The sequence below is a fragment of the Pseudoalteromonas sp. SWXJZ10B genome (assembly GCF_015864475.1).
GTDB lineage: Bacteria > Pseudomonadota > Gammaproteobacteria > Enterobacterales > Alteromonadaceae > Pseudoalteromonas > Pseudoalteromonas arctica.
Genome location: NZ_JADYXD010000001.1, coordinates 166087 through 190853, shown reverse-complemented (window position 1 = coordinate 190853; position 24767 = coordinate 166087). Strand labels below are relative to the sequence as shown.

At 37.2% G+C, this 24767-nt stretch carries 29 protein-coding genes and 1 pseudogene; 6 read left to right on the top strand and 24 right to left on the bottom strand.

Going from position 1 to position 24767, the window contains the following annotated elements:
• The 14 genes from I6F54_RS00865 to dapA all read right to left on the bottom strand — a co-directional run bounded on the left by I6F54_RS00865 (position 1) and on the right by dapA (position 11801).
• Positions 1-2241, bottom strand: a complete 2241-nt coding sequence (locus tag I6F54_RS00865) for a transporter (protein ID WP_197139364.1) — start codon at positions 2239-2241, stop codon at positions 1-3.
• A 46-nt stretch (positions 2242-2287) separates the two neighbouring features.
• Positions 2288-2797 carry an outer membrane lipoprotein carrier protein LolA gene (locus tag I6F54_RS00860; RefSeq protein WP_101216993.1) on the bottom strand — a complete coding sequence of 170 codons (510 nt, stop codon included), beginning with the start codon at positions 2795-2797 and terminating at the stop codon, positions 2288-2290.
• Between the two features lie 23 nt (positions 2798-2820).
• Positions 2821-3249, bottom strand: coding sequence for an acyl-CoA thioesterase (locus I6F54_RS00855; protein WP_007580812.1), 429 nt, complete (start codon positions 3247-3249; stop codon positions 2821-2823).
• Positions 3242-4786, bottom strand: coding sequence for an HAL/PAL/TAL family ammonia-lyase (locus I6F54_RS00850; protein WP_024593020.1), 1545 nt, complete (start codon positions 4784-4786; stop codon positions 3242-3244). The genes I6F54_RS00855 and I6F54_RS00850 overlap by 8 nt, the downstream gene beginning before the upstream one ends.
• Positions 4779-5747: an LpxL/LpxP family acyltransferase gene (locus tag I6F54_RS00845; RefSeq protein WP_165740770.1), complete on the bottom strand. Its 969-nt coding sequence runs from the start codon at positions 5745-5747 to the stop codon at positions 4779-4781. Before I6F54_RS00845 ends, I6F54_RS00850 begins: the two co-directional genes overlap by 8 nt.
• Entirely contained in the window at positions 5737-6486 is a 750-nt protein-coding gene (locus I6F54_RS00840; RefSeq protein ID WP_197118918.1) for a glycosyltransferase family 2 protein, read from the bottom strand. Before I6F54_RS00840 ends, I6F54_RS00845 begins: the two co-directional genes overlap by 11 nt.
• On the bottom strand, positions 6479-6844 hold the full coding sequence (locus I6F54_RS00835) for an ApeI family dehydratase (RefSeq protein WP_197118917.1): 366 nt from the start codon (positions 6842-6844) through the stop codon (positions 6479-6481). The genes I6F54_RS00840 and I6F54_RS00835 overlap by 8 nt, the downstream gene beginning before the upstream one ends.
• A complete protein-coding gene (locus tag I6F54_RS00830) occupies positions 6828-8192 on the bottom strand; it encodes an AMP-binding protein (protein ID WP_197139363.1) in 1365 nt (454 codons plus the stop codon). The genes I6F54_RS00835 and I6F54_RS00830 overlap by 17 nt, the downstream gene beginning before the upstream one ends.
• Complete coding sequence (locus I6F54_RS00825; RefSeq protein WP_197139362.1) at positions 8185-8751, bottom strand: hypothetical protein; 567 nt, start codon at positions 8749-8751, stop codon at positions 8185-8187. The genes I6F54_RS00830 and I6F54_RS00825 overlap by 8 nt, the downstream gene beginning before the upstream one ends.
• A 4-nt stretch (positions 8752-8755) precedes the next feature.
• Positions 8756-9001, bottom strand: coding sequence for an acyl carrier protein (locus I6F54_RS00820; protein ID WP_002958648.1), 246 nt, complete (start codon positions 8999-9001; stop codon positions 8756-8758).
• Between the two features lie 21 nt (positions 9002-9022).
• The gene (locus I6F54_RS00815; protein WP_007580830.1) at positions 9023-9280 is read right to left on the bottom strand and encodes a phosphopantetheine-binding protein; all 258 of its coding nucleotides are present in this window, start codon (positions 9278-9280) and stop codon (positions 9023-9025) included.
• Positions 9277-10059 carry a lysophospholipid acyltransferase family protein gene (locus tag I6F54_RS00810; RefSeq protein WP_197139461.1) on the bottom strand — a complete coding sequence of 261 codons (783 nt, stop codon included), beginning with the start codon at positions 10057-10059 and terminating at the stop codon, positions 9277-9279. Before I6F54_RS00810 ends, I6F54_RS00815 begins: the two co-directional genes overlap by 4 nt.
• A complete protein-coding gene (locus I6F54_RS00805) occupies positions 10052-10765 on the bottom strand; it encodes a beta-ketoacyl synthase chain length factor (RefSeq protein ID WP_173585785.1) in 714 nt (237 codons plus the stop codon). Before I6F54_RS00805 ends, I6F54_RS00810 begins: the two co-directional genes overlap by 8 nt.
• A gap of 118 nt (positions 10766-10883) precedes the next feature.
• Positions 10884-11801, bottom strand: coding sequence for a 4-hydroxy-tetrahydrodipicolinate synthase (dapA, locus tag I6F54_RS00800; RefSeq protein WP_024608419.1), 918 nt, complete (start codon positions 11799-11801; stop codon positions 10884-10886).
• Between the two features lie 171 nt (positions 11802-11972).
• Between dapA and I6F54_RS00795 the strand changes: the two genes are divergently transcribed.
• Positions 11973-12626, top strand: coding sequence for a DUF6058 family natural product biosynthesis protein (locus I6F54_RS00795; protein ID WP_165740781.1), 654 nt, complete (start codon positions 11973-11975; stop codon positions 12624-12626).
• A gap of 9 nt (positions 12627-12635) precedes the next feature.
• Here I6F54_RS00795 and I6F54_RS00790 read toward each other — a convergent pair whose 3' ends face one another.
• The 6 genes from I6F54_RS00790 to dkgB all read right to left on the bottom strand — a co-directional run bounded on the left by I6F54_RS00790 (position 12636) and on the right by dkgB (position 16186).
• Positions 12636-13400: a 2-keto-4-pentenoate hydratase gene (locus tag I6F54_RS00790; protein ID WP_197139361.1), complete on the bottom strand. Its 765-nt coding sequence runs from the start codon at positions 13398-13400 to the stop codon at positions 12636-12638.
• Positions 13401-13530: 130 nt separating this feature from the next.
• The gene (locus tag I6F54_RS00785) at positions 13531-13935 is read right to left on the bottom strand and encodes a hypothetical protein (RefSeq protein ID WP_197139360.1); all 405 of its coding nucleotides are present in this window, start codon (positions 13933-13935) and stop codon (positions 13531-13533) included.
• 109 nt (positions 13936-14044) lie between these two features.
• Positions 14045-14203 carry a hypothetical protein gene (locus tag I6F54_RS00780; RefSeq protein WP_007378675.1) on the bottom strand — a complete coding sequence of 53 codons (159 nt, stop codon included), beginning with the start codon at positions 14201-14203 and terminating at the stop codon, positions 14045-14047.
• A gap of 26 nt (positions 14204-14229) precedes the next feature.
• Positions 14230-14574 carry a hypothetical protein gene (locus I6F54_RS00775; RefSeq protein WP_165740778.1) on the bottom strand — a complete coding sequence of 115 codons (345 nt, stop codon included), beginning with the start codon at positions 14572-14574 and terminating at the stop codon, positions 14230-14232.
• Between the two features lie 430 nt (positions 14575-15004).
• The gene (locus I6F54_RS00770) at positions 15005-15292 is read right to left on the bottom strand and encodes a putative quinol monooxygenase (RefSeq protein WP_165741650.1); all 288 of its coding nucleotides are present in this window, start codon (positions 15290-15292) and stop codon (positions 15005-15007) included.
• A 78-nt stretch (positions 15293-15370) separates the two neighbouring features.
• Positions 15371-16186, bottom strand: a complete 816-nt coding sequence (gene dkgB / locus I6F54_RS00765) for a 2,5-didehydrogluconate reductase DkgB (protein WP_165728061.1) — start codon at positions 16184-16186, stop codon at positions 15371-15373.
• A 211-nt stretch (positions 16187-16397) separates the two neighbouring features.
• Between dkgB and I6F54_RS00760 the strand changes: the two are divergent.
• Positions 16398-16701, top strand: a pseudogene (locus I6F54_RS00760) (LysR substrate-binding domain-containing protein); the annotation flags it as partial.
• Positions 16702-16853: 152 nt separating this feature from the next.
• Positions 16854-17894, top strand: a complete 1041-nt coding sequence (locus tag I6F54_RS00755; protein WP_197139359.1) for a metal-dependent hydrolase — start codon at positions 16854-16856, stop codon at positions 17892-17894.
• A gap of 74 nt (positions 17895-17968) precedes the next feature.
• Here I6F54_RS00755 and I6F54_RS00750 read toward each other — a convergent pair whose 3' ends face one another.
• Positions 17969-18931: a sensor domain-containing diguanylate cyclase gene (locus tag I6F54_RS00750; RefSeq protein ID WP_165741646.1), complete on the bottom strand. Its 963-nt coding sequence runs from the start codon at positions 18929-18931 to the stop codon at positions 17969-17971.
• A 328-nt stretch (positions 18932-19259) separates the two neighbouring features.
• Positions 19260-19529, bottom strand: a complete 270-nt coding sequence (locus I6F54_RS00745) for a hypothetical protein (RefSeq protein WP_007580861.1) — start codon at positions 19527-19529, stop codon at positions 19260-19262.
• A 241-nt stretch (positions 19530-19770) separates the two neighbouring features.
• Here I6F54_RS00745 and I6F54_RS00740 point away from each other — a divergent pair, with 241 nt between their 5' ends.
• Both I6F54_RS00740 and ykgO read left to right on the top strand, forming a co-directional pair.
• Positions 19771-20037, top strand: coding sequence for a type B 50S ribosomal protein L31 (locus I6F54_RS00740; RefSeq protein ID WP_165728066.1), 267 nt, complete (start codon positions 19771-19773; stop codon positions 20035-20037).
• Positions 20034-20168, top strand: coding sequence for a type B 50S ribosomal protein L36 (gene ykgO / locus I6F54_RS00735; RefSeq protein ID WP_002958669.1), 135 nt, complete (start codon positions 20034-20036; stop codon positions 20166-20168). The genes I6F54_RS00740 and ykgO overlap by 4 nt, the downstream gene beginning before the upstream one ends.
• 62 nt (positions 20169-20230) lie before the next feature.
• Here the strand turns inward: ykgO and I6F54_RS00730 are convergent, their stop codons facing one another.
• Together I6F54_RS00730 and I6F54_RS00725 are read right to left on the bottom strand one after the other, a co-directional pair.
• Positions 20231-20617: an OsmC family protein gene (locus tag I6F54_RS00730; RefSeq protein ID WP_010553069.1), complete on the bottom strand. Its 387-nt coding sequence runs from the start codon at positions 20615-20617 to the stop codon at positions 20231-20233.
• A gap of 83 nt (positions 20618-20700) precedes the next feature.
• A complete protein-coding gene (locus I6F54_RS00725) occupies positions 20701-21090 on the bottom strand; it encodes a cytochrome b562 (protein ID WP_165728067.1) in 390 nt (129 codons plus the stop codon).
• A gap of 571 nt (positions 21091-21661) precedes the next feature.
• On the opposite strand from I6F54_RS00725, the gene I6F54_RS00720 reads away from it, so the two are divergent.
• Complete coding sequence (locus tag I6F54_RS00720) at positions 21662-24502, top strand: TonB-dependent receptor domain-containing protein (RefSeq protein WP_165741868.1); 2841 nt, start codon at positions 21662-21664, stop codon at positions 24500-24502.
• Positions 24503-24767 lie beyond the last annotated feature (265 nt).

Below are 24767 nucleotides of genomic sequence, written 5' to 3'. Positions count from 1 at the left end.
TTATTGTTCCTTTTGAGGCTTAAAAACACTCAGCGGTGATAAAAAGTAAATAGCTAAAATCCCTACCATTACACTCAGTCCAAAACTAAAAATAGCGGGTGTATCAGATGCACTCAACATGCCAAATACCCACATTGATGACGCAGCCGACAAGCTAATCGCCAACACATTTTTGGGCTCTAACTTATTTATTTGATAAAAAACGAGGTAATCAATTGCTAAGGCAATAACAAGTAACGCACCGAGTAAATTAAATAACGACAAGCTACCTTGAATCGCATTACATACCCAAAGCATGCTCAACACCACAACAGATAAAATGGTCACCTGCAGCAGCGCTATCTTAATCGTAAATCGCCAACTAAAAAGCAGCCAACTAATAAAACCCGCAAGCACTAAGCTTAATAGTAAATATTCACGGTAATCACTTAATAAAGCACTAATTTGTTTAGGTTTATTATAAATATAAACACCTTTACTTTTTTCAACTTCATTAATTAATTGATCAGATGAAATACCCGAAATAGACATCCACGTTATCGATTGTTCTGACTCAACAACCATTTGAGAAAGCAGTAATGGTTTAAATGTACTCGTGGCGAGTGTTTTATAAGTTAATAACGGTGCCTTTGTACTTGTTAACGCTTGCCCTGTAACGCGCTCTGCAATATCCAAAGTCCCTTTATTTTTAGCCTGTTCAAACAAGGCTTGGTTATCGCTCTGCTTTTGTAAACTAGGCAACCAATGGCTAATGCTATTATGTTTAAAATTAGGGTTTAGTTGGGTTAAGCGTTTTAAAAATTGTTCTTGCTTTTGTAAAAGCGCTTCGGAGCTATCTGCAAACATAAAAACAATTTGGCTATCCCATTGCCCAAGTAATAACAAATGCTTTTTTTCGTTTAGCATTAAATGTTCGGAGCTTGCATTTAATAGCTTTACATCATCATTAAAGCTAATAGGTTTTATTAAAAATAACGCACTTATAAGGACTAATAACGTAATGAGTATTGGTTTTTTTAAACTATTGCAGTATAAAAAAACCTTAATGAGCTTTTGACTCATCAATAAACTCGAAGGCGATAACGTGAGTGTAGATTGCCACAATGGCAAAACTAAAACTGAAAATAGCCAAGCACTCACTAAACCCGCAATAACAAACACACCAACTTGAGATAATAACGTTAGTGGCGCACCTAGTAAGCAGCAATAACCCAACGTAGTCGTAATAAGAGAGAGTAAAAGCGCAGATTGTGTCCCTTTGCTGTAGCCTTTTTCATGCTCTTTTTTGGCTAAGTCAGTCATACCATGAAATGCATAATCAATGGCAATACCAATCAAGGTAACTGCAAAAACAAGCGTTAATAAATGAATAGTATTAAACAGCAACACCATAGCGATAGCGCCACCAATAAGTGCGCTCAGTACGGTAAAGCTTGCTAATAAAATACTGTTTAAACGCCTAAATACCCAAAATACCATAGCAATAAGGGCTAATAAGCTAATGCCACCAAACAGGCTCATCTCGTATTTAGCTTGTTTAGCATTTTCAGCCGTATGAAATAGCACACCAGAGTAAGTAATGCTTAAATCAGGGTAGGTTTTATTAAGTATATTGATCTGTTTAATTATCGCGCCAGCTAAATCAATTGATTTATTAACCCCTAAATTTTCGGGCGCTAAGTTTGCCAAAATGACACGGTATTCAACGCCTTTTAAACGTCGAGTTAAACGACCTTGTTCAAGCGTAAACAATTGACTTTGTTTTAAGTTATCTTCTATAAATGCCGCTAGGCTCAAACTTGTATCTTTGCTTAAGGTAGCACTTACAAATGGGTTGCCTAACTGATTTAATTGCTCAAGGTAATAATGTTCAAACGTTGTTTTTTTGCTTAATGTTTGCTTGTAAGTATCACTTAATAACGCATGTTTGAAAGGTGAGAATGTTTGCGCTAAATCGTTAACGGACGGAAAGTTAAATGTGCTTTTAATTGCATTATCGTCGAGCCATTTTTGGAAATCATCAAATGCTTTATTTTTATTATTTCCTGCAAACGAGAACATAATACGGTTAGCATTTTGCTGAAAAAAAACATCTTCCGCATGTGCAATTTGGGAGTGCGACTTTGGCAATAAGCTAAACATATCGGCGCTAAACGTTGGTTTAGACAGCCAAAAAGCTGCAGCAAAAAGTAAAATTAAACTGCTAAACCACCCTACAATAACGGTAATTCGTTTTGTCACTGCACTATTCCCTTAATTAACCACTGCATTATTTAAAAACATAATTTTATTTGGAATAAGTAAACTCAATTTTTGTGTTATTTCCTGAGTGCTCATTTAGTGTAATACTGCTCACTTGCTTAGCAGTTTCACATAAAATAAAATCACTAAATAATTGCTGTAGCATCGCTTCTTTTGGTATTAACTGTGTGCAACTGTCTTGCATTTTAGCAATGTCAAAACGTGTTTCCAGAGCACTCATATTTACGCTAAGTAAGTCACTCAGTAATCCTACAAATTGCTCGCTACCGGGTTGTGGTATTAACTCACCATTGGCATTTTGTGCAAGCACTTTGCCGTTTTCTATTATGAGCATACTCTCAACAGGCATTTTCACTTGCCAAATTAGCTTTTCATCAATTAACGAAAAAACACCCGACGAAATAAAAGGCTTAGCAAATCCATTAAATTGCTTATATTGCTTAAACTCACCTTTAATAGCTGCTGCATTTACTACAGAGCAAAACAGCAAAAAGCTAATGGCTATGCTCAATGTAAAACATTTTAAAAAATTCATTTAATCGCCTATAAAATAAAAATTTAATTCAAAACCGCTTTTAACTTATTAAATAAAATAGCGGGTGATTCAAATTGCATTTCTTTGGAGCTAACCTCAACCGCAACTTGCGTGGTTGAGGCTTTAGTAAGGCGCTTATTAGTTAGCGAGTCAGTGATTACGTAATCAATCCGTAGTCGGTTCTCGTATTCTTTTAAGTAAGCCGCTACTTTAATTTTTTGAGTAAATACTGCTGAGGCAACATACTTTATTTGCATATCAACAATTGGCCACGCGTAGCCCGATTCATGCATTTGCGGGTAATCATAATCAAATAAACGCAGTAACTCGCAGCGCGCTACTTCTAAATAACGTGGGTAATTTCCATGCCATACAACATTCATTGGGTCGCAGTCATGAAATGGAATTTCAATTTCTACCACATGCGTTAATAATGCACCTTTACTATTCATACAACGCCCAACGTTTAGTTTGAATATACCCTATTGTTTGCCTTAGCACGGCTTCCATTGGTCTATCCTCAGTGAGGTTTTCAAAGTAATCAGTTATATCGGTATACATGTTTTGCATATCTTGCGTTAAAGTCGAAAACTCAAGATCGCCTTGTTTTATACGCAATCTAACACCTTGAATACTTGCTAATAACGTACTTGCTAACACTTGTTCTGTTAGCTGTAAAATACGTAAACAATCGCGAGACGCAATAGTTCCCATACTCACTTTATCTTGATTATGACACTCCGTAGAGCGAGAAAAAACGCTGGCCGGCATGGTTAGCTTTAATGCTTCAGCAGTGTAAGCGCTACAGCCAATTTGAACCGCTTTAAAACCATGATTAATATAACGGCGCTCTGGTGCACTATCAGACAAGTTTGAAGGTAGCCCATTGTTGTACTTAGTATCAACCAAAGAAGCGATTTGTCTGTCTGCTAAATCAGCAAGGTTTGCAACGGCTGTTTTCATGCTATCCATTGCCATTGCAATGTGGCCTCCGTAAAAATGCCCGCCGTGTAATACATGCTCACCTTGGCCGTCAATTATTGGGTTATCGTTTGCTGAATTAAGCTCGTTTTCTATCATGTGCCTAAAAAACGGCAGACTGTCTTGCAGCACACCAATAACATGGGGTGCACAACGGATTGAATACCTATCTTGAAGTCTGTCTGCATTACGAGGGTGATCGTGATGGTTTAAATCGTCTCTTATCCAACGTGCAATTTGTTGCTGCCCAGGATGTGGCTTAACTGAAAATAATATCTCATCAAAATGATGGCTATTTCCTTTAAGCGCTAAACTTGATAATGCAGTAATACGGCTCGCCAGTTTAGCTAAGTAATTAGCCCTATCAAACGCTAAACACGCTAATGCAGTCATTACCGCTGTGCCATTCATAACGGCAAGACCTTCTTTTGGCCTTAGTGTTAGTGGTTCTAAGCCAACTTCTTTCATAACTTCTGCACTGTTACGTACTTGGTCTTTGTAAAACACATCACGCTCGCCTACCATCGCACCTGCAACGTAAGATAACGGTGTTAAATCGCCACTGGCACCTACTGACCCTTCTTGCGGGATCACAGGCACTATATCGTTATTTAAGTAATCTTTAAGTAGGTGCAGCATTTCCCAGCTAATACCAGAGTAGCCCTGTGAAAGTGATGTTAAGCGGGTCGCTAAAATTGCACGCCCTTGCACTTTATTAAATACATCCCCGAGTCCACAGCCGTGAAAGCGAGTTAAATGCAGAGGTAATTCATCAACTAAATCAAGAGGTACAGCCACCGTTACAGAATCACCGTAACCAGTAGTAACGCCGTAAATCACGCCATCTTCTTTTAAAAGTGTGTCTAAAAAACGCAAAGCGCTATTAATTTTAACGCTAAAAGTTTCACAGCTATTTAATTGCACTTGTGTTTCATTAAAGGCAACTCGAACAATATCTTCAATTGATAATCGCTGATTGCCAAAAAGCTGTATATTTTGTTCAGTCACACTTGTTCTCCATTGATTGATCGCGCACTACCTGCTGATCACTTTTCCAAAAATCGTAAAAATTAAACCACTGATAAGGATATAAAGCTGCGTAATAACTCAAACGCTGTGCATAGTCAGTAATAATAAGTGTTAGCGCCTGCTGTCGCTCTCGTCGAGGCATTTTTAATGATTGGCTGTAATGTTCAAATATCACTTGATACTTTTTGCTTTTTTTATCTTTTAAACAAAACAAAAAGTAAACAGGGCAATCAAGCAGCGCGGCTAATATAAAAGGCCCCTGTGAAAATGGGGCATTTTTGCCTAAAAATGGTACCTGTACCGACCGAGAAGCCGTTGTTGTGCTTGTTCTGTCGCCAACAATAACGATTATTTCTCCCTGCTCTACTTTTTCTTTTAGTAAAATAGCTAAGTCAGGCCCCATATCAGTCACTTGTATTAAATTAACCGACACATCTGGGTTAATCTTTTTAAGCATTTTATTAAATTCAACAGCGTGATGGGTAAACACCAGTACATTTATTTTTTTACTGCTGCGGTGCTGGCTAAGTGCCCTGCACACCTCTAAATTACCCAAGTGAGAACCTATAAAAATAGCCCCTTGATTTTGCTCATCTAGCTCAGCAAATAAATGCTCATTCGTGTATTTAATATCACGTTGGGTTATTCGCCCAAGCCAAGCATCAATTTTATCTAATGCGCTATCTGCAAAACTACAAAAGTGCGCTAATTGCATTTTAAACGTAACAGGTTGTTTGCAGCCTTGGTAAACATTAACTTGCTCTAAAAACGCTTTAGATGCTACACGCGCTACTTTTCCTGTTAAAAAAAGATAAAAGACCACAGGAAACAAAACAATCCACAGCCCTTTTCTACCCAGTAATTTATGAGCAAATAACAGTATTTGAATACCTAAAAAATTACCGCGTTCTTGCATTTTAGACCAGTGTTTAGCGGCCATAACGCCTCTTTAATTTATGCCAAATTAACACAGGAGAGCGAATCAACATTCCAAAAAACAAGCGGGTGTGTAACCACGAAATACGCACGTTATCGTGTAATGGCTGAAAATGAGAAAGCCCATTTTCGGGGTAAATTACTTGGCTAGGTAAAAATACAAAAGGCACATTGCGCCAATATAAACGCACTAAAATTTCGGGGTCAAAATCCATGCGTTTTCCAAGCGATACCTCATCAATTAGCTTTGTACTTTGCTCAAGCGGATACACTCTAAAGCCACACATCGAATCTACAATTGTAAAACTTAACGTTTCAATCCATACCCAAACATGCGTTAAATAACGTGCTAAATAACGGTGTTTAGGCACTGAATCGTCATATATTGGGCAACAACTTATAAGCGCTTTAGGCTGAGCGTTTGAAAGCGCTATTAGTTTTTCAATATCAGATAAGTCATGCTGACCATCAGCATCAACCTGTATCGCATGCGAAAAACCTAGCTTATATGCTTGCTTTAAGCCGGTTTGTACCGCGCCGCCTTTGCCTTGATTATCGTCGTGGGTAACTACACTCAACTGCGCGTGTTTTGCATCAAGCTTACTAAACACATTTTTAGCTTCGACGTTGCTTGCGTCATCAACCATAATAATAGGAAGATTAAATGACGATAATTGGCTCAGTACATCATCAATAACCGTAATGTGATTATAATTTGGGATAACAATACAAAAATTATTCATTTATTAGGCTATCAAAAACAACACGGCCAGATGCATGCTGTCCTTTGTTTGAATTATACGAAAAGGTATATTTATTCTCTGCCTTTTGCTCAAGCAATAATTCGATTGTTATACTTGGGGTAATCACTACCTGAAACTTTAATACTTCAACATTTTTAACAGATTGCTGAACATTATAATATTTACAAATTGCAGCCACAGCCCAGTCTAATTGCACAACACCTGCGAGTATTGGGCCATCAGTGAAATGTCCTTTGAAATAATCTAAATCATGAGGAACTAGTAAGCTTAATTTATACTTTTGCTCTGCTTTTTCACAAGACAGTAAATCAGGCTGTGTTTTAGTCAACTTTTGCAAAAAGACTCTCCAATGCTTTTAAATTTAACTTTGCCTGTGAGTTGTATGGTAATTGATCTACAAAACGCCACTTTTTAGGGATACAAATTCGCTCAAAGCGCGCTAATGCATGCGCTTTTAATAAATTATTTGTAGCTAACTTACCGTCACCATTAAAAAATATCTGCCCTTTATGCGTAAGCACAACAATAGCGCCTACAATTAATCGCTCACCAGGCAAGGCGATTACTTTAGCTTCACTTACCCACTCACTAGTACACAAATGTTGTTCTAGCTCATCTAAACTTAATCGTTTTTCTTCTAATTTTATAATTCGATCGAATCGGCCTAATAATCTAAATTGACCATTTTTAAGTACTTCGCCTCTATCATCTAAAGGGTAATTTTTGTCGCGAACGAGCGGTGAGTTTAAAATTAAACGCTGATCGTCCAAAGCCCGTACTTTAATACCCGAAAATGGCTGCCAAAGGCTAACCTTTTCAAGTGAAGTAACTTGTCGATATGCAATACCACCGGTTTCGGTACTACCAAAAACTTGTGTAACTGGTTTATTTAATTGCGTAAACAACGATACAGCATCTTCGTTTAATAGCGGTCCACCTGATGAAAAAACCCATTGTAAATGAGACTTATCATCCACTAAAACATTATCAATACATAACCGTTTTAACTGCGCTGGGCTTGAAACAAACACTACTTTTTTAAATAACTTGAGCTTTGTAGCTATATGTTCTGGGTAATGCAATAGTTCTGTATTTACAACCTTTCCTGCACGTAATGGCCACAATAATCTAAACAATAAGCCGTATATATGCTGATGCGAAACACTCGCTATAAAAATAGGATTATCAATCAATGCGTAGCTATTAATTAATGTACTTAATTCTTTATTTATTACCTGCCACGTTTTTACAATTGGCTTTGCTTTACCCGACGAGCCCGACGTGTAAAAAACAATTGTGCCTTCTTGAGGCCACTTAATTGTTTCAATAGATACAAAGTGAGGTTGATTGACTAAGGTGCCTATATCTAAAAAATCAGCCTCTAAATCGGCTACTAATTCAGACTCACCAATAAAAAAAGGTGTTTGTTTAAGCAAGGAGTTTAACGTTACAGGTTGCCCATTAGGCGGCAAAATCACTGTGTTTCCGTGTAGTGCCAAAGCAAATAAGTACACGGCAAATTTGTAGGTGTCTGTGGTGTATAAAACAACCGATGATTTAGCATTTAACGTTGATAGTTTTGCTAAAACTTCGTTTATATCACTAACAAACTGACGCTCCGAAATATCATTATCAGTATGATTAAAACATGTTCTTATCGCATTACTTTGAAAAGCATTAAACACCGGCGTTCCTTTTTACTTTTTGTCTGACTAGCCACTCTATAGCAAACAATGTGCCCATAGCTAAGTAAGCAATAAAACCATTATAAAAAGCCCAGGTTTCTAGGCTACTAAAAATACTGGTGTACAGGGCAATACCACCGTTGAATACAAAAAACACACACCACACTAGCGTTACTTTTTTTGTATAAATTACACCGTTTTCATCAAGTGAGGGCTCAGTAATGCGCGCAAAGGTTTCAATAATAGAAGGCCCTTTATACAAAGAATACGCAAACACAACTAACATAACTAAATTAATGATTACGGGATACAAACGCAGCCCTAAGTCGCTATCCATTACCTTGGAAATCAAAATAGTAATGGCTGCTAAAAATGTAGCGGGCTTTAACCACGGCATTTTATCAAACAGGGCTTTGCTTAACCAAAGTCTAAGCCCGAGTAAAAATAGCAGTAATACTGTAATAATCTGACTATTAAAACGCGTAAGGCCTACGTACACAATAATAGGGTAGCAAGCCAAGCAAATCATAATTAACGTTGTTAAAACTGCTTTTAACATAGTATTAGTTAACTAACTTTTCTATTTCGGTGACTATGTCTTGCACTGTGCGCACAAGCTTAAAGGCATCAGGCTCAATTTTTTTACCTGTGATTTCTCTTAATTTTACAACTAAGTCAACTGCATCAATACTGTCTAAATCAAGATCTTGGTACAGGTTAGCCTCTAAGCTAATATCTTCTGGGTCTATTTCAAATTCGTTTTCTAAAATGCCGTGTAATACATCATAAATTTCAGCAGCGGTTTTCATCTTTCTTCCTACTTTTATATATTAAGAACGTGCTTGTTCAATAAATTTTGCTAAAGAATTAACTGAGGCAAAGTGCGCTTTAGTTTGATCAGAGTTTGCATCTATTTTCACATCAAATTGCTTCTTTATCGCAAGACCAAGCTCTAATGCATCTATGCTGTCTAGTCCTAGGCCATCTACAAATAAAGCGTCATCATCTTGTATGTCAGCAGTGGTCATGTCTTCAAGGTCAAGGCTTGAGATAATCAGTTGTTTTATTTGTTCTTTTAATTCGCTCATATATTTTTTAGCTCTTGTGTAAAATAATGTTGTAAATCTTTAGTCAATTGGCGTGATTGCATCGCAGGCATATCGCTGTCGTACGTTGCACAATTAAACTGCTGGCTCGCAAGCCCCATTGTAAAATGCGCCTGATATGGCGCGACCTTATACCAAGGTGTGCCTTTGGTTAAAGTGTTTGGCTTCATTTTAATTAAAAAAGTAGTAATGGGCGCATGACATCTAATTGCAATATTTGCAGCGCCTCGTTTAAACTTTAATGTTTTGTGAGGCTCTGTCCGTGTCCCTTCAGGAAATACAATTAAGTTATTACCCTTTTGCAAACTGCGCTCGCATTCTCGTAATAGCTCCTGCGGATCGTCATTACTTATATAGCCGGTGCTTTTAATAACGCCGCGCATAAAAGGATTTTTAAATAAATGCGCCTTTACTACGCAATCTGCATTTTTTACTACCGAAATTAAAACAACAACATCAATTAAAGAAGGATGGTTTGCTAATATCAGTTGCCCTTTTAAGCCTTCAACTTTTGCTTTATCGTTGACATGAAATCGAATAACGCCCGTTACATGCATTAAACTAACAAACCATTTGAAGCTGTAATGTACTGTTTTTCGAGCCTTAATCTTTTGTTTAACTGAGTCACTTTGAAATAGGCGCTGAGCAGGAAAAACAATAAAGGCTAATAGTAAACCACCAACCCCAAAAACTGAAAAGCAAAATGCAGTAGCAATAATCCGCCAAATCAACCCACATAACCTTTGTACATTTTTAAGCATGGTATGTAAGCTGCCAATCGTGCTCAAGCGTGTTATGAACAAGTAATGTATTGCTTCGCTCATACAAAGCTTTAGCGCATTGAATACTCATTGGTAAGTCGCTTTTTTCCATGCCCGTATTAAATACTTTGTTTAAACTAAAATGGGGTTCGCCTTTTTGCGGCGCTCTTATTATTAAACCAATAGAGTGTGCTATTTGCTGTTCATCGGCGTACTGAGCGTAAATATCGGGGAGAGTCTCGTCGGTATGAACTATTAACATGTGTTGCTGATCGTTATCAGCAAGTCTTACAAAGCCATCTACGAGTGCATAAATAAAGCTTTCGGCTCCTGCAGCTATAGCATTTGTAGCACTTGTATTACCCTGTATTATCCCAAAAAGTCCCGATGCGGCATTATGCACACTTAACCCAAAACCAGTGGGCGACAGTGGCTGATCATTTACTACATCAATAAGTAAGTTAGACGTTTTGTGAAAATCACCGTGGCGAGAAGAAAAAACACTCGGTAAATTAACATAGTTACCTTGAGTGCTTACTTGATGAGCACTAAAGAGTGCCATTTTAATAAAGGAAGTCATTCGGCGTCGCTGCATAGCAGGCACCCAACTAAGATTTAATACGGAGGAATCAAACCAATTACTCTCTTTTATTTGTCGCTGTTCGGGCTTTATCCATATAGCGAGTTCTTCAACAACAAATTTCACAGCTCTGCATATTTTATAAGATATAAGGGAAGGAACTTTACCGATTTTAGCAATAGAAGTAAATAATCATTAACAAAAAGCACTGAACTAACACTTTGTTCAGTGCTTGCTCATATTGCTAGGAAAGGAGGGCTATATCGTCCTGCTTTATACACTTAGCTGTGCCGCCAACAACATCGTTGTTATTTAACTCATTAATTAATACTTCGCCTTGAGCTTGCTGCTCATCACTAAGTGGTAAATACGGTAATCTAAATACAGGGTTTACTGCACCTGTCATCATCAACGCGGTATTAATAGCAATGGGGTTTGGTTCACAGAACAACCAGTTCATTAATGGTTGTAATGATGTATTTAACTCATCATTTTTAGTATCCATTAACTGACGGAATAACCCAGGTATTAAGTTAGAAGTAACCGAGATAACACCGTGCGCTTTATGTGTGTGGCGCGCATCGTGACTTTCGTCATCGTTACCCGACCAACATGCAATACCTTGTTGTTCATAATGGGCAATACGTTCATTACCGCCACACTCTTTTACACCAATAAAATATTCATGTTTAGCGAGTGGTTCAATAATATCAGGCGTTAGGTCTTGACCTGTGCGACCTGCTACGTTGTAAATAAAGGCAGGTCCAATATCAAGTACGCGCTTAAAGTGCTCTTTAACACCCGCAATAGACGTACGTCCGTAGTATGGATTAATTTGCAGTGCTGCATCCATACCGCTGGCAAAGCCATATTTAGTTGCTTTAATCGCTTCACGGGTGTTGTTACTACCGGTATTACCGACAATAACCAGTTTGTCACCATACTTGTTTGCACTGTGCGCTATAAGCATTAAATGCTCTTCCCAGTTCATTAACTGGCCTTCGCCTGTTGTGCCACCAACTACAATGCCGTCAACGCCTGCTGCAATTTGTATTTCTACGAGTTCATCGTACTTTGCTAGGTCTATTTCACCGTTTGCTAAGTATGGCGTTTTAATAGCTGTAATAAGGCTTGCTTGTTTAATTTGGTCTAGGGTGCGCATAAAAAATCATTATTTATAAAACTTGCGCTATTTGTAACATAATTGCCGGTACTTTTGGAGGTGTAAGCCTACATTTAATTATAAAATTTCTTGTGTTATTAAGTTTGGTAATACAAAATGAATAACTGTATATATGAACAGTATTTTATCTTTAACGATACCAGAGGCTTTATGCGTTTATCTGACTACTTAGCAACTCATTTTTATAACACCGATGAACTGTGCCAAGCATTAAATATAGATGCAGATACACTTTTAGCTTGGCAAGAGCGAAGTGTTTTCCCAAAACCAAGTTACTGTATTAAAAGTCAACTTAGCTGCAGCTCATATTCAGGTTTGTATGAATGCGAAGAGTATGACGACTATTACCCGCGCGGCTGTGTTAATTGGGGTCAAGGTCTTTTAAAACAAAAAATAGAATCATCAAGCCATGCTTTTAATTATTTTGCACAGCAATATACTGCAAGCCTAACTAAACTCGCTCAGCAAGGATTTACGTTTAGCGAAGAGCTATTTGGCTGCGAAATAGACGAGCACTTGCAGCAAATTTGGCAACAGTTTTTATGCAGTAAGTACGGCGTGCTTACTCAAAATGGATTAATAGACGAAATAGTCTCGGTAGATATTGGCAGGTTATTAGTTGACGACATTACCGAACTGCGCAGTAAAGCGAGTTTAAACCAAGACGAAAGAGCGCTACTACACCCAGCCATGAAGCTTTTAAACAAAGCACTAGGACACGGCGCCGACCATGAAAAACAACAAACATTGCGCACCCGTTACATAGATGCGCTTATTTTAAAGTACGATTTATCTATTAAATAACGTTTAAATTTACTTTGATAAAAACGTAGTGCTAAATGACCCTAAGTCTTCGTAACTAATCGTGGTTAACTGATCGGTATTAAGCTCAACAACACCACAGTAAGAGCCCGTTATAAACACTTGCCCTGCTTCTAAGTTGATTCCTTTGGCTGATAAGTAATTAACCGCCCAATAAAGTGGAAGTTGCGCAAGTTCTGCAGGGTGAATACCCGCCAAGCTTAACTCAGCTTCAATTTGCTTAACGTTAATGTTTACACTACTTGCGTTATACGCTTTGGCTTTATCTATTTTTGGGCCTAAATACACGCCTTGATTAGATAAACCATCGGCCAGCTTTTCAATGTGAGTGCTTGGAGTGTCTTCATCAAACCTTTTTTGAATAAGCTCAAGTGCTAAGTGGGCGCTGGCAAATGCAGTATCCACGTCTTCATTTGTATAGGTTTTATTACTTGGTAAATCGCTTTGCAAAATAAATGCAATTTCTGGTTCTATCAGCGCTTTATCTTTTGTTGTATACAGTGGGCAATTTTCAGCTTGTTTTATAGGTGCATGTAAAAGAGGTGCTAATATAATTGAGCCATCATCTAAAGGCAGCATACACTTCCAGCCATATACAGTTTGATCATTTAAATAAATCATCAACTTTTGTACTTCTATTGCATCGTCAGTCGAGTCTAATACCAACTCTTTAGGAAAGTTTGAACGTGCTGGGTTTTCTTCTCTTTGTGCCATTAAGTGAGTAGCAATTAGTTTTAGCTGTATTGAGTTGTTCACATAAATCTCTTTAAAATACGTTACTGGTTAATCAGTAAATAGGAAGGATTACATTATTAATTTAGGCATTAGTACATCGTGTTAAATGCCTATAATTAAAATTGTATTTAAAACAAAGCGTGGTAATTATTTAAGTATCAATAGATTTAAGCGAGCGTAAAAACAGCCCCAAGCCACCAAACGCTAAAACTATAATAACAATCAAATCAAACGACGTCATAGTTCGCATGCTAAACCGAACACTCGATATAACGCCAAATATTAGTGCGGTTAACGATCCTAGCGATAGCACCCAGCCTAAAATATTTTTAGAATTATAAAAAATCAGACCCACACCAAAAATAAAGGGGATCATAACCATGCCGCCTGTAACGCCAAAGCCACCTAAAGCATTAACACTATAAATACGAGAACTTAGTCCAAAATTAGAGGTCACCGAAATTGCGTTTAGCAGCATATAAAAGCCACCGCACATCATAATCAAACCAATAAAAAAATGCCCAATACCACCAGAGCTTCCACCCGCACCTTTCATTATTAATTATTCCTTTTATATTTTTAACTTAATCGTTTTAAATGGTAATTACTCGACTATTAACATTGACCGCGGTCTACATAATCAATCCGTGCACACGCGAAAACACTTATCGCGTAATTACATGCCAAATAACATAAAACCAAGATAAAAAACCATGCAAAATTGCCCATAACACAGACTCGTTAGCACTCCATGAAATAGCAATTGCTAGGGCTGTACCAAAAGAGACTCCATATTTTACTATTTCATTTCTTGAGTTTCTCATTAATTATATTCCTCGATTCTAACTTATTAGCTGCTTGATTTATTTACTAAAACTGAAAACTCTTTACCATCAATATTTATACTTGCTTCTTTGCCCAGCTCAACGACTAAAGAAGGTGCCATATGTTTTTCACCTAATTTCAGGTCGGTTGCTAAGCTTACGGTCGAGTCATCAATTGGCGTTAGTGTAAGAGCAAAACTATACGAGTTATCAACTGAAACTGATGCCTCTTCGTTTGAATTTACTACTAAAACAGGTGAACCAATTAAATTTTTATTATCATAAAATTTGGCATTTACTACAAAACTGTCATTAGCTTGTGCAAATGAAACAAAGCCTAACAACGCTACTATTGCGATTAATTTTTTCATTATTATTTCCATATAAATTGATACAACTTAAAGCTGTTAAGGCTTTATTTGCTGTGATTTTTTAGCTGGCTATTTTCTAGTGATTGATGTTACATCGTTCACTATACTTTCCATGTGCTAAGGCACTTAATAGTGCCTATGAGTGTTTCTATATTTACACCAGAGAACTTTAATGTAAACAATAAATTAAATAAGCCATTTATTAGAGTAATTTGTGATACAAAAAACGACTTTTAATAATTTTATGGAGCCTTTAGATTTCGCCACACTGCAAATTAACAAAAAAGAGTTCTAATAGATTTCATTGATATATTGGGGAAGTAGAGTATTTAGGCTGGTTAAAGTGTAAGAATAAAAGGTGATGTAAGTTAACAGCACCTATTTGAGTATTTACTTAGTTATGTAGTTTAGCTAAGTGGTATAAAACTGCTTAACCAATTGTTCTATATACATCAATACTACTATTGGTTAAAAGCCCAGTAACCTGCGTACCAAACGCTTTAAAGTGTGGCTCGTTTTTATGCGCTTCAAAGTGCTCATCAGACGCCCATTGTTCGCTAACTACATAGTCAGTATGCTCAGCATCACTTTTTACCGATAATTCATAACGTAAGCACCCTACTTCTTGGCGCGATGACTTTTGTAAATTTTCAAGTGCTGTAAGCATTACATCTGTATCAATATTTTTGCACGACAGTGCAGCTATAACCGTTAACATGTGTATTCCTTATAAAAGTTAAGGTATAGACAATCTACACCTTAAAATATTTGGTTTAACTTTGCGTTTGAGGTAAGTTTACTGATCCCACTGCGGCGCAAAGTCTGGTGTTGCTTGTCGGTCGCCACAATCTAAGCCATCAATGCGGGCTATGTCTTCATCATCTAATTTAACATGGTCGTTAAAGTTATCTTCCAAGTTTTTACGCTTAGTTGATGATGGAATTGTCGTCATGCCATTGGCGTTAACCCATGCTAAAACAACTTGTGCCGGGCTTGCATCATGCTTTTTAGCAATGTCGATAATGGTTTGATCTTTAAGCACCTTACCTACAACAAATGGCATATATGCTGTTACATGAATGTCGTGCTGGGCACAAAAAGCACGCAATTTAGTGTTAGTTAAGTACGGGTGTACCTCAACCTGATTGGTAAATATTTCACGTGAGTCAAGCGTTTGCATTGCTTCATTTAAGTTTGCAATAGTGAAATTAGAAACACCAATGTGCTTAGTTAAACCAAGCTGCTTTGCTTTTAATAATTCAGTAAGGTATTCACTCATTGGCTCGTCGTTAGCAGGCGATGGCCAATGAATTAGCAGTAAGTCGACCGAGTCTACTTGTAGCTTTTCAAGTGACTTTTTAACGCTTGGAATAAAGTCGCTTTTATTTAATTTGTTATTCCACACTTTGGTGGTTAAGAATATTTCACTGCGCGGAATATTGCTGTCTTTTATAGCTTGACCTACTTGCTCTTCGTTGCCATAAATTTGTGCGGTATCAATATGGCGAAACCCAACTTCGAGTGCCATTTTTACTGAGTTATAGGCAGTGTCGCCCTCTAATCGGAATGTTCCCATACCGAGTTCTGGCATTTCTATCACACGTTGTGTCATGGTTTATCCTTATAAAATAATCGGTTAAAAACAAGCTCTTTTAAAGCTTTACGAAATACACCTTTTACTTCTTATTACGACTGTCACTTAAAAATCTATGACCTCATAACAGGTATGAGGTCATTAATTTTAGTTTCAACCTTAACAGCTAAGACTTTATACTTGCTGAATTTCACGTTTATCATGCATACCGCTGTAACGCGTAACAGCAATTGCGCAAATTGATGATTTACAAAATCATAAGTTAATTGGTTTTAGTGACTCCCCTAAATTAAATACCTGGCCGTTAGTAAAGCCCGCTTTATTTACGTTTTCGCTTAGCGCAAGCAGCGGTGAAACAGTGCGCCAGCGGTGTATTGCAAACCAAGGTGTTGCGTTACTTTCTCACTTTATGATTGGCAATGACCTAAAAACAGGTAAATTAGTTGAAGTGTTACCCAATGCAATTAGCTCGCCAAATAACCGAGAAATTATACAAGCCATGTATTATAAAAAATAGTACGGTATCATCTTGAATTACAACGTTTTTAGATTTTATAAAGCCTAGGCTTAGTTTATAAGCTCTGTATATTGATTTACTTATTAAATGTTTTAACCGATTTTTTGACGCTTTTTAATAATCGAAAAGTATAAATAACAAAAGTAGTAATTAAAGGTATTAATTAAAATGGATTCTTTAACGCAGGTAGCATTAGGCAGTGCTGTAGGTTATGCGGTGTTAGGCAATAAAATAGGTCGAAAAGCCGTTTTATGGGGAGCAATTTTAGGCACGCTCCCTGATTTAGATGTATTTTTGCCATATGGCGGATCTGTAGAAGCATTTACTTATCACCGTGGCTTTAGCCATTCGTTATTAATACATTTATTAATTAGCCCGCTCATTGTATGGCTAATATTAAAAGTACACGCGGGAATGCAAATTTATAAAGTGCGCTGGTTTTGGCTAGTATTTTTAAGTTTATCTACACATGCCCTATTAGACAGCCTAACGGTATACGGTACACAACTACTCTGGCCTTTTACTGAGTACCCCTTTGCGGTTTCTAGTGTGTTTATTATTGACCCCGCTTACACGCTTCCTTTATTAATTGGCGTAATATGTACGCTAATACCCAAAATAAAAGCAGCAACGGCTTATCGTGTAAATGCAGCGGCTTTAGTTTTAAGTAGTCTATATTTATTCTGTGCTTTAATTTTAAAAATAAATATTGATAACAAGGTAAAAACGGCCCTCAATAACAGGCAAATACCAGTAAATGCGTATGTTAGTACGCCTGCTCCGCTAACTACTTTGCTATGGCGTATTGTTGTGATGTCTGACGGGCAATACTATGAGGGTTATGCATCAGTATTTGACGCGCCCAACGATGTTACTTTAACGGCTTATCAAACGACGCCTTCATTGTTAAATAATATTAGCGATGAATGGGCTATAAAACGCTTGCAGTGGTTTACTAAAGGGTTTTATTCGGTACGCCAACAGCAAAGCAATATTGTACTTTCTGATTTACGTATGGGTATGGAATGCAACTATGTGTTTAATTTTGTAGTGGGTCAAAAAAATGATTCAGAAGTAAACCTTGGTAACTTTGAAAAAATAAGTCAAAGGCCAAAATTAAACAATCTTCATAAAATATGGAACAGAGTTTGGCAACCAAATGTGTCTTTAGCATCACCCGCTGCAAAAAATGACTGCAATAGCGAATAACGGCATATTATAAAATTCGTACTAGCATGAGGAAGTTAAGTGAAGTTCAAGCAGCAATTAAACTAAACAGTTCACTAAAGTGATTGCTGCTTTTTTTGCTGATACATTGCAACATCAGCATCTTGAATCATATCCTCAACTGATTTACCTGTATCGTGTTTAAAGTGTGTTACTCCTACACTGTAATCAATTTTGTATGGCTTGTTTAAGGTATTATTAGCATGCGCTATTGCATCCGCAAACCTTTGTAAAACAAACTCTGCTTTTGTCTCGTCTGAGTCGCTTAACATCGCAACAAATTCATCTCCGCCAAGTCGACCTATGACTTCACAATCACGAAATGAACTAAGCATAATTTGTGCAAATTTATTTAATACAAAATCGCCTTCGTGGTGTCCATAAATATCATTAATTTGTTTAAACTTATTGAGATCAAACAATATAAACGACATTGATACTTTGTTTCGCCTACATACATTTAGCGTATGTTCGGCAAGGTTTAAAAAGCCACGTCGATTAGAGATTCTTGTTAACTCATCAATTGTGGCTAGTTGAATTGATTGAATTTCTCGCTCGACTAACGTGCCTAAATCTCTTAGTAATTGTTTTTCTTCATCATTGAGTTGTCTAGGTTTATTATCGGCAAGGCACAAAGTGCCTATAATGACTCCTTCCCTTAATTTTAAAGGAAAGCCTGCATAAAAGCGTACTTTAGGATCGCCTGTAACAAAGGGATTATCAAAAAACCTTTCGTCCTTTGCTGTATCTGGGATTATTAATAACTCGTCCTGATTTATGGTGTGGCCACAAAATGAGGTTTCGCGAGGAAGCTCAGGCGCATCAAGCCCCTGCCTTGATTTAAACCACTGGCGGTCTTCGTCAATCAAAGTAACCAATGAAATAGAAACATTAAACATACGCTTGGCAATACGAGTAACACGATCAAAGCGCTCTTCATGAGACGTATCTAGAATTTTTAATGCTCTAAGCGCGTGTAATCGCTCAGCTTCGTTATTTGGAATCTCAGGTTTAATCATTAAAGCTCTATTAATTTTAAATATTTTATAAATTACAAAACTGGAGCGAATATTTTCGAGTTTATAATCCGATAAACTTATTTAAATTATAAACAGTCTGCCTATTCAAACTAGAACATTACCTAAAAATAGCAATAAATAAATATTTATAAATATCAGTAAGTCGTGCCTAAATAAAGATAAGATTCAATCCGCAAAAAATTATGATTTAAGCAAGTGGGATTAGTGGTTGATACAACATAGCTACCCTTTAATGAAAAAGTAGTAGTGGCTATTTAGTTTTATTTAAATAACCACTGGATTTGGCATACATACAAAAATAAATACTTTAATTTTGGTGCTCATATTGTCCGCGGTAAACTTCAAATACTTTTAAAACAGTATGTTGCTCTTTAGTTAGGTTATCAAACCAATCATCAAACAGCTCATCATCTTCTTGCTCGCTTAGTGCCATATACCGCGCTAGTAATTCTACAATATCGTTATGGTTGCAGGTTAAAGGATTTACTTGTTGCGCCAAGGTACTGTGGTCGCGCTCTCTTAGGGTTTCCATTACCCCTTGATCAATTTGTTCTTGTTGTTGTGTTGCGTCACTCATACATAACCTCTGTAATAACTTTATAACCGTATTTGTTAACGTTTTAACTCTTAAATATAGTTATAACAGCCTAAACGCCAATAGCCAGCATTTTTGATTCAAGTGCTTATTTTTTGATTTATTTGCGCAAATAGCCAGCAATCACGGCCTTTTTGAGGAACATTTGAATAATTTGCAATGAGAGAATAAATACGTTAAATTAAAATGATACATTATCACATATCATTTATTAAGGCGTATTATGAAACCAAATATTCATCCTGACTACCACGTGGTTGCTTTTCACGATACCGCTGCCGATTCTTACTTTATTATTGGCTCAACCATTAAAACCAATCGCACAATCGAGATCGATGGTAATACTTACCCATACGTACCTATTGATGTATCAAGTGACTCGCACCCATTTTATACAGGCAAGCAAAAAACAACCGCTACAGATGGTCGCGTTGCGCAGTTTAATCGTCGTTTTAAAAGTTTATCGACTGTTAAAAAGGAAAAGGTATGAAAGTATTAAGCTCTCTTAAAAGTGCTAAGCAACGTCCGGGGTGTCAAATTGTAAAACGCAAAGGCCGCGTATTTGTAATTTGTAAAAACAACCCACGCTTTAAAGCAGTACAAGGAATGAAAAAGAAATAAGTTAAACGGGGATGCTCAACATATAATTAGGTAGCTTGCTTAAGCTACCTAATTTAGGGGGACTATTTTACCACTACTGAAAACTCTGGCACTGCCTGAATTACTTTTTTTACCGTACAGGTATTTACAGCTGCAATAAGCGCCTTTTTATACTTATCAGGGAAACCATCAGGTAAGTTAATCTCAATTGAAAATAACTTTTTACCGTTGTCATCTACATTTTCGTTGTTTTGGGTAAGCGTCATACCTTGCGTTGAAATATCACGCTGCTCGCAAAACTTACGCGCATAAAAACCTGCACATAAAACCATACTTACTAAAAAATAATCAAACGGTTCTGGATACTCTGCATTGCCACCAGCGTTTACACTTTGATCGCTTATTACTTCTAGGTCGCCAAATTTAGCGCTTTGCTTTTGGCCTTCTAACATTGAAACTGAAATTTCCATTGTGTTTCCTTATATTTATTGCTGCAGATACCTTTAACATAATTAGCTTAAAAGTAGCTACTAAAGATACATAGTGTCTAGGTTTATGAACCGAACAGTAATTCAAAGAACCCTGGAGGCTCGTGTAACTCATGATATTTTTTACGTAAGTTATCTATATTTTTCAGTGGTTCTTTTGCCGCACTTAGCCCCTGCTCGATTGCTGCCTTTTTTGCAAGTTCAGCTTGAGCAATCACTTTATCAAGGCCCTGCAATGACTGCTCAGGTTTTTTGTAAAACTTAGCTGTTTTACTTACTTTTACTAGCTTTATAAATTCATCAATCGCAGTATTAAATTCACTAAGTTGAGTTGCCTGCACTGCTTGTTTATAAGCAAGGCCCGTATTTTTCATATTTATTTCAAGATCGACTTCTTGCTGCGCAAAAGACATTGAACTAAACGCAAAGGTAAAAATAATTACTAAATACTTCATGGTCAAACCTATTAATTAAAAACACCTAAATTGTATCAAGTTTACGTAGTAAAGTAACTTTACGAGCTGTTATGAGTACTTTGAACTGTAAAGGGGGTTTACAAATTAATCATTTTAAAGCTGCAATAGTGAAAAATATTCAAATAACGATTTTTTTTGAATAAAAAACATCTAATAAAAATCATTTTAAAAGAGTAATAACACACATAACCTTTACAAATAAGTACATATAACACTCACTGGCAACTTCAAATAAATAAAAATTTATATATGAATAATTATAAACCGCAAAAAGTTGACTTAAAAAACAACTGAAAATTTAACAAATAAAAACCAATGTTAATAACTAAAATACATAAGAAAAACTAAATGTAAAAAACCTCAGTAAATCATTTAAAAAGCTTTTGTAATTAATACCAAAAAACACAACAAAATTTCTTCAGGTTATTTCAAGTTACTTACTTTACAGTGAGTTAGCTACTTTTAATAAAATAATCAGCATGCAATAATCGCCGCCCTCATAATAAAGCTACATTGTATTTAATTACTAAAAATGTTCTCTGGGAATCAAATGAAACGTCATAACTTACTTTCTACTAGCATTAAATGTGCATTAATTACTGCTGCTGCAACAGCAAGTAATTCTGTGCTTGCACAAGATGAGCAAGCAACAAAAATTGAACGTGTTGAAGTAACGGGTTCACGTATTTTACGTGAAGGTGCTATTGCGCCTGCACCTGTTACAGTCATCAGTGGCGAGCAGCTAATGAATACTGGCGCAGTAAACATTGGTGAAGCGCTAAATAACTTACCTGCACTTGGCAATACATATTCTATGGCTAACTCAGGCCGGTTTATTGGTACTGCGGGTTTAAATATTCTTGATTTACGTAACATGGGTACAGATCGTACTTTGGTACTTGTAAATGGCAAGCGTCATGTATCAAGCTCTGCAGGCTCTCAATCTGTAGATACCAACACTATTCCAAGTGTATGGGTTGAACGTGTAGAGATAATTACTGGTGGTGCATCTGCTGTATACGGTGCTGATGCGGTAACAGGTGTTGTTAACTTTATATTAAAAGACAACATTGAAGGCATGGACTTTAGCGTTACACGTGGTTTTGCCGATTTAAGCAGCTACAACAACGAAAAAGCGACGTTCTCATACGGCTCTAACTTTGATAACGATCGTGGTAATGCAGCTTTTGCTATTGAGTACTCAGGCCAGGATTCATTAAACGCACTTGACCACCCATGGACTAGCACTTCGTTTAGTAGTTTACGTAATCAAGCCCAAACAGAAGCAAACAAAGATAGCGCAGCTTTCCCTGATAAAATTTTAACGCCTAATGCAGGTTATTACGCTATTAATAACGCCGGTGTTTATGCACTTGAAGATGGATATACTAATAGCTTTAATGCCGACAGCAGCGCTCGCAACTTATACATAGGTGATAATGTAGATGGCTTGTCGTGTGCAAACTGTGATTCGTTTAATCTTGGTCAATTTGAAGAGATTCAACCTGAGTTTGAGCGCTACAACGTAAACTTTAAAGTTAACTACGATGTTACCGACGACTTAAACGTTTACTTTGATGCAAAATACGTAAATAGCCAAGGCGAAAGCATAGGTCAACCTGCGTTTTTCTTCTTTGACGATGAAAACAGCATCAAAATCGACAACCCTTACCTAGACCCAGCCATTAAAGCACGTATGGAAGAGCAAGGTGTTGATTCGATCATGGTTAACCGCATGATGACCGACCTTGGCCGCCGCATTGAAAACAATACGCGTGAAACAACGCGCTTTGTTACCGGCTTAAAAGGCACAGTATTTGATGATTGGGAATTAGATACCTCAATAGTATACGGCCAAACTGATCTAGAGCGCGAAAATGGCGCTAACATGATTGTAGCAAATTACTTTAATGCACTTGATGCCGTTGAAGATACAAATGGTAACGTAGTATGTCGTAGTGCTGCAGCCCAAGCTGATGGCTGTGTTCCTGTAAATATTATGGGGTTTGGTTCGCCATCTCAACAAGCCATTGATTACATTAATACGGTATCTGTTGGCACTTCAACTATTAAGCAAACAGTTATTTCTGGCTCACTCGCTAATGGCGCTATTTTTGAATTACCAGCGGGCTATGTAGGTGTTGCATTTGGTGCTGAGTACCGTAAAGAAGAAAGCGAAACTAAAGAGCCTGATAACGCTGAAGGTACTTTTTTTAACGCACTGGGCGAAGATAAGGGCTCGTTTAACGTTCGCGAAGTATTCTTTGAAGCGACGATGCCAATTTTAACTGATTTACCGCTTATTCAAGATTTAGTGTTTGATACAGCAGTACGTCATGCTGACTACAGTACGATTGGCGAAGCAACTAGCTGGAAACTTGGCCTTGATTGGACTGTAAACGATGAACTACGTGTACGTGTAACTCAATCTGCAGCACTTCGTGCGCCAAACATTAGTGAAGTATTTGGTGCAGCAAGCCAAACTTTCTACAATGTAGACGACCCGTGTCGCGCTGAAAACTTAGGTGACTTATCAAACGGTGCAACACGTACTGCAAACTGTGCCGCATTAGGCGTAGCGAGTGACTTTAACTCAGATTACGATTCAGCCTCTTTAGATGGTTTAAGCAGTGGTAACCGCGATGTAAAAGGCGAAGAGTCAACAAGTACAACTGTAGGCATTGTTTACCAACCAGAGTTTTTAGAAAACGCGCTACTTACTATTGATTACTGGGAAATTGAACTTGAAGATGCAATTGACACAATTAACGCGCAAGACATTCTTGATCGCTGTGTAGATAGCGCAACAGGTATAAACAATCAGTACTGTAACTTAATCACACGTAATGCTAATGGTGAAATTACTTTAATTCAAAACTCTGTATTAAATGTTGCTGGCCAAAAAGCATCAGGGATAGATTTTGAACTAGGTTACGATTTTGACGCGTTTGAAGGTAGCTTTAAAACACGCTTAATTGGTACTTACTTAATTGAACGTAAAGATTACCCGTTCCAAGACGACCCTAGTAACTACATTGAATACGCAGGTACTACAGGTGAAGCTAAGTGGCAAACTAACTTATCTGTAAGTTATGTTATGGATAACTTTTTCTCAACAGTTGAAACACGCTTTTTAAGTGAAGTCGATTTATACACAAATGTTGAACTTGAAAACAACCCTAACCCAAGTAATCAAATGTCTTACGGTAAATACTTTATTACCGATATGACTGTTGGTTATAACTTCGATAGCGGTTTAGGCGTTAAAGTAGGTGTTGATAACGTATTCAACCGTAAACTTCCGTACGGTTCACGTGGTACAAGCGCGGGTAGCGCAAGTTACGATAACATTGGCCGCTTTGGCTACATTAACTTAAGCTACAGCTTATAATTAATAAAATAACTTATTAGGGCGTGTTGATCATTGGTGGGTGAATTTGCAGCAGTATGTTTGGTTTTTAGGCAAGGCAGAGCCTATGTAGTGTGGTTATTCCCCATAAATAGGCGATAACGCAGCATAAATACCAAACATGCGCTGCCCGAAGGGTTCTTTCTAGGGACGATTAACTCTTTGTTGCCTACATGGATGTAGGTAAGGGGCGTGAGCAGGACGCGGAAGCTTTGCTCGGTTTTTACTTAGCCCACTAGGTTACAAA

What these genes read in the sequence shown, in the direction of transcription:
- I6F54_RS00795 (WP_165740781.1), top strand. Translation starts at nt 11,973, where the DNA reads ATGCGTTTATCTGACTACTTAGCAACTCATTTTTATAACACCGATGAA.
- I6F54_RS00755 (WP_197139359.1), top strand. Translation starts at nt 16,854, where the DNA reads ATGGATTCTTTAACGCAGGTAGCATTAGGCAGTGCTGTAGGTTATGCG.
- I6F54_RS00815 (WP_007580830.1), bottom strand. Translation starts at nt 9,280, where the DNA reads ATGAGCGAATTAAAAGAACAAATAAAACAACTGATTATCTCAAGCCTT.
- I6F54_RS00845 (WP_165740770.1), bottom strand. Translation starts at nt 5,747, where the DNA reads ATGGCCGCTAAACACTGGTCTAAAATGCAAGAACGCGGTAATTTTTTA.
- I6F54_RS00740 (WP_165728066.1), top strand. Translation starts at nt 19,771, where the DNA reads ATGAAACCAAATATTCATCCTGACTACCACGTGGTTGCTTTTCACGAT.
- I6F54_RS00825 (WP_197139362.1), bottom strand. Translation starts at nt 8,751, where the DNA reads ATGTTAAAAGCAGTTTTAACAACGTTAATTATGATTTGCTTGGCTTGC.
- I6F54_RS00720 (WP_165741868.1), top strand. Translation starts at nt 21,662, where the DNA reads ATGAAACGTCATAACTTACTTTCTACTAGCATTAAATGTGCATTAATT.
- I6F54_RS00780 (WP_007378675.1), bottom strand. Translation starts at nt 14,203, where the DNA reads ATGAGAAACTCAAGAAATGAAATAGTAAAATATGGAGTCTCTTTTGGT.
- I6F54_RS00785 (WP_197139360.1), bottom strand. Translation starts at nt 13,935, where the DNA reads ATGAAAGGTGCGGGTGGAAGCTCTGGTGGTATTGGGCATTTTTTTATT.
- I6F54_RS00745 (WP_007580861.1), bottom strand. Translation starts at nt 19,529, where the DNA reads ATGAGTGACGCAACACAACAACAAGAACAAATTGATCAAGGGGTAATG.
- I6F54_RS00810 (WP_197139461.1), bottom strand. Translation starts at nt 10,059, where the DNA reads ATGCTTAAAAATGTACAAAGGTTATGTGGGTTGATTTGGCGGATTATT.
- I6F54_RS00820 (WP_002958648.1), bottom strand. Translation starts at nt 9,001, where the DNA reads ATGAAAACCGCTGCTGAAATTTATGATGTATTACACGGCATTTTAGAA.
- dapA (WP_024608419.1), bottom strand. Translation starts at nt 11,801, where the DNA reads ATGCGCACCCTAGACCAAATTAAACAAGCAAGCCTTATTACAGCTATT.
- I6F54_RS00725 (WP_165728067.1), bottom strand. Translation starts at nt 21,090, where the DNA reads ATGAAGTATTTAGTAATTATTTTTACCTTTGCGTTTAGTTCAATGTCT.
- I6F54_RS00750 (WP_165741646.1), bottom strand. Translation starts at nt 18,931, where the DNA reads ATGATTAAACCTGAGATTCCAAATAACGAAGCTGAGCGATTACACGCG.
- I6F54_RS00775 (WP_165740778.1), bottom strand. Translation starts at nt 14,574, where the DNA reads ATGAAAAAATTAATCGCAATAGTAGCGTTGTTAGGCTTTGTTTCATTT.
- dkgB (WP_165728061.1), bottom strand. Translation starts at nt 16,186, where the DNA reads ATGACACAACGTGTGATAGAAATGCCAGAACTCGGTATGGGAACATTC.
- I6F54_RS00855 (WP_007580812.1), bottom strand. Translation starts at nt 3,249, where the DNA reads ATGAATAGTAAAGGTGCATTATTAACGCATGTGGTAGAAATTGAAATT.
- I6F54_RS00730 (WP_010553069.1), bottom strand. Translation starts at nt 20,617, where the DNA reads ATGGAAATTTCAGTTTCAATGTTAGAAGGCCAAAAGCAAAGCGCTAAA.
- I6F54_RS00840 (WP_197118918.1), bottom strand. Translation starts at nt 6,486, where the DNA reads ATGAATAATTTTTGTATTGTTATCCCAAATTATAATCACATTACGGTT.
- I6F54_RS00770 (WP_165741650.1), bottom strand. Translation starts at nt 15,292, where the DNA reads ATGTTAACGGTTATAGCTGCACTGTCGTGCAAAAATATTGATACAGAT.
- I6F54_RS00860 (WP_101216993.1), bottom strand. Translation starts at nt 2,797, where the DNA reads ATGAATTTTTTAAAATGTTTTACATTGAGCATAGCCATTAGCTTTTTG.
- ykgO (WP_002958669.1), top strand. Translation starts at nt 20,034, where the DNA reads ATGAAAGTATTAAGCTCTCTTAAAAGTGCTAAGCAACGTCCGGGGTGT.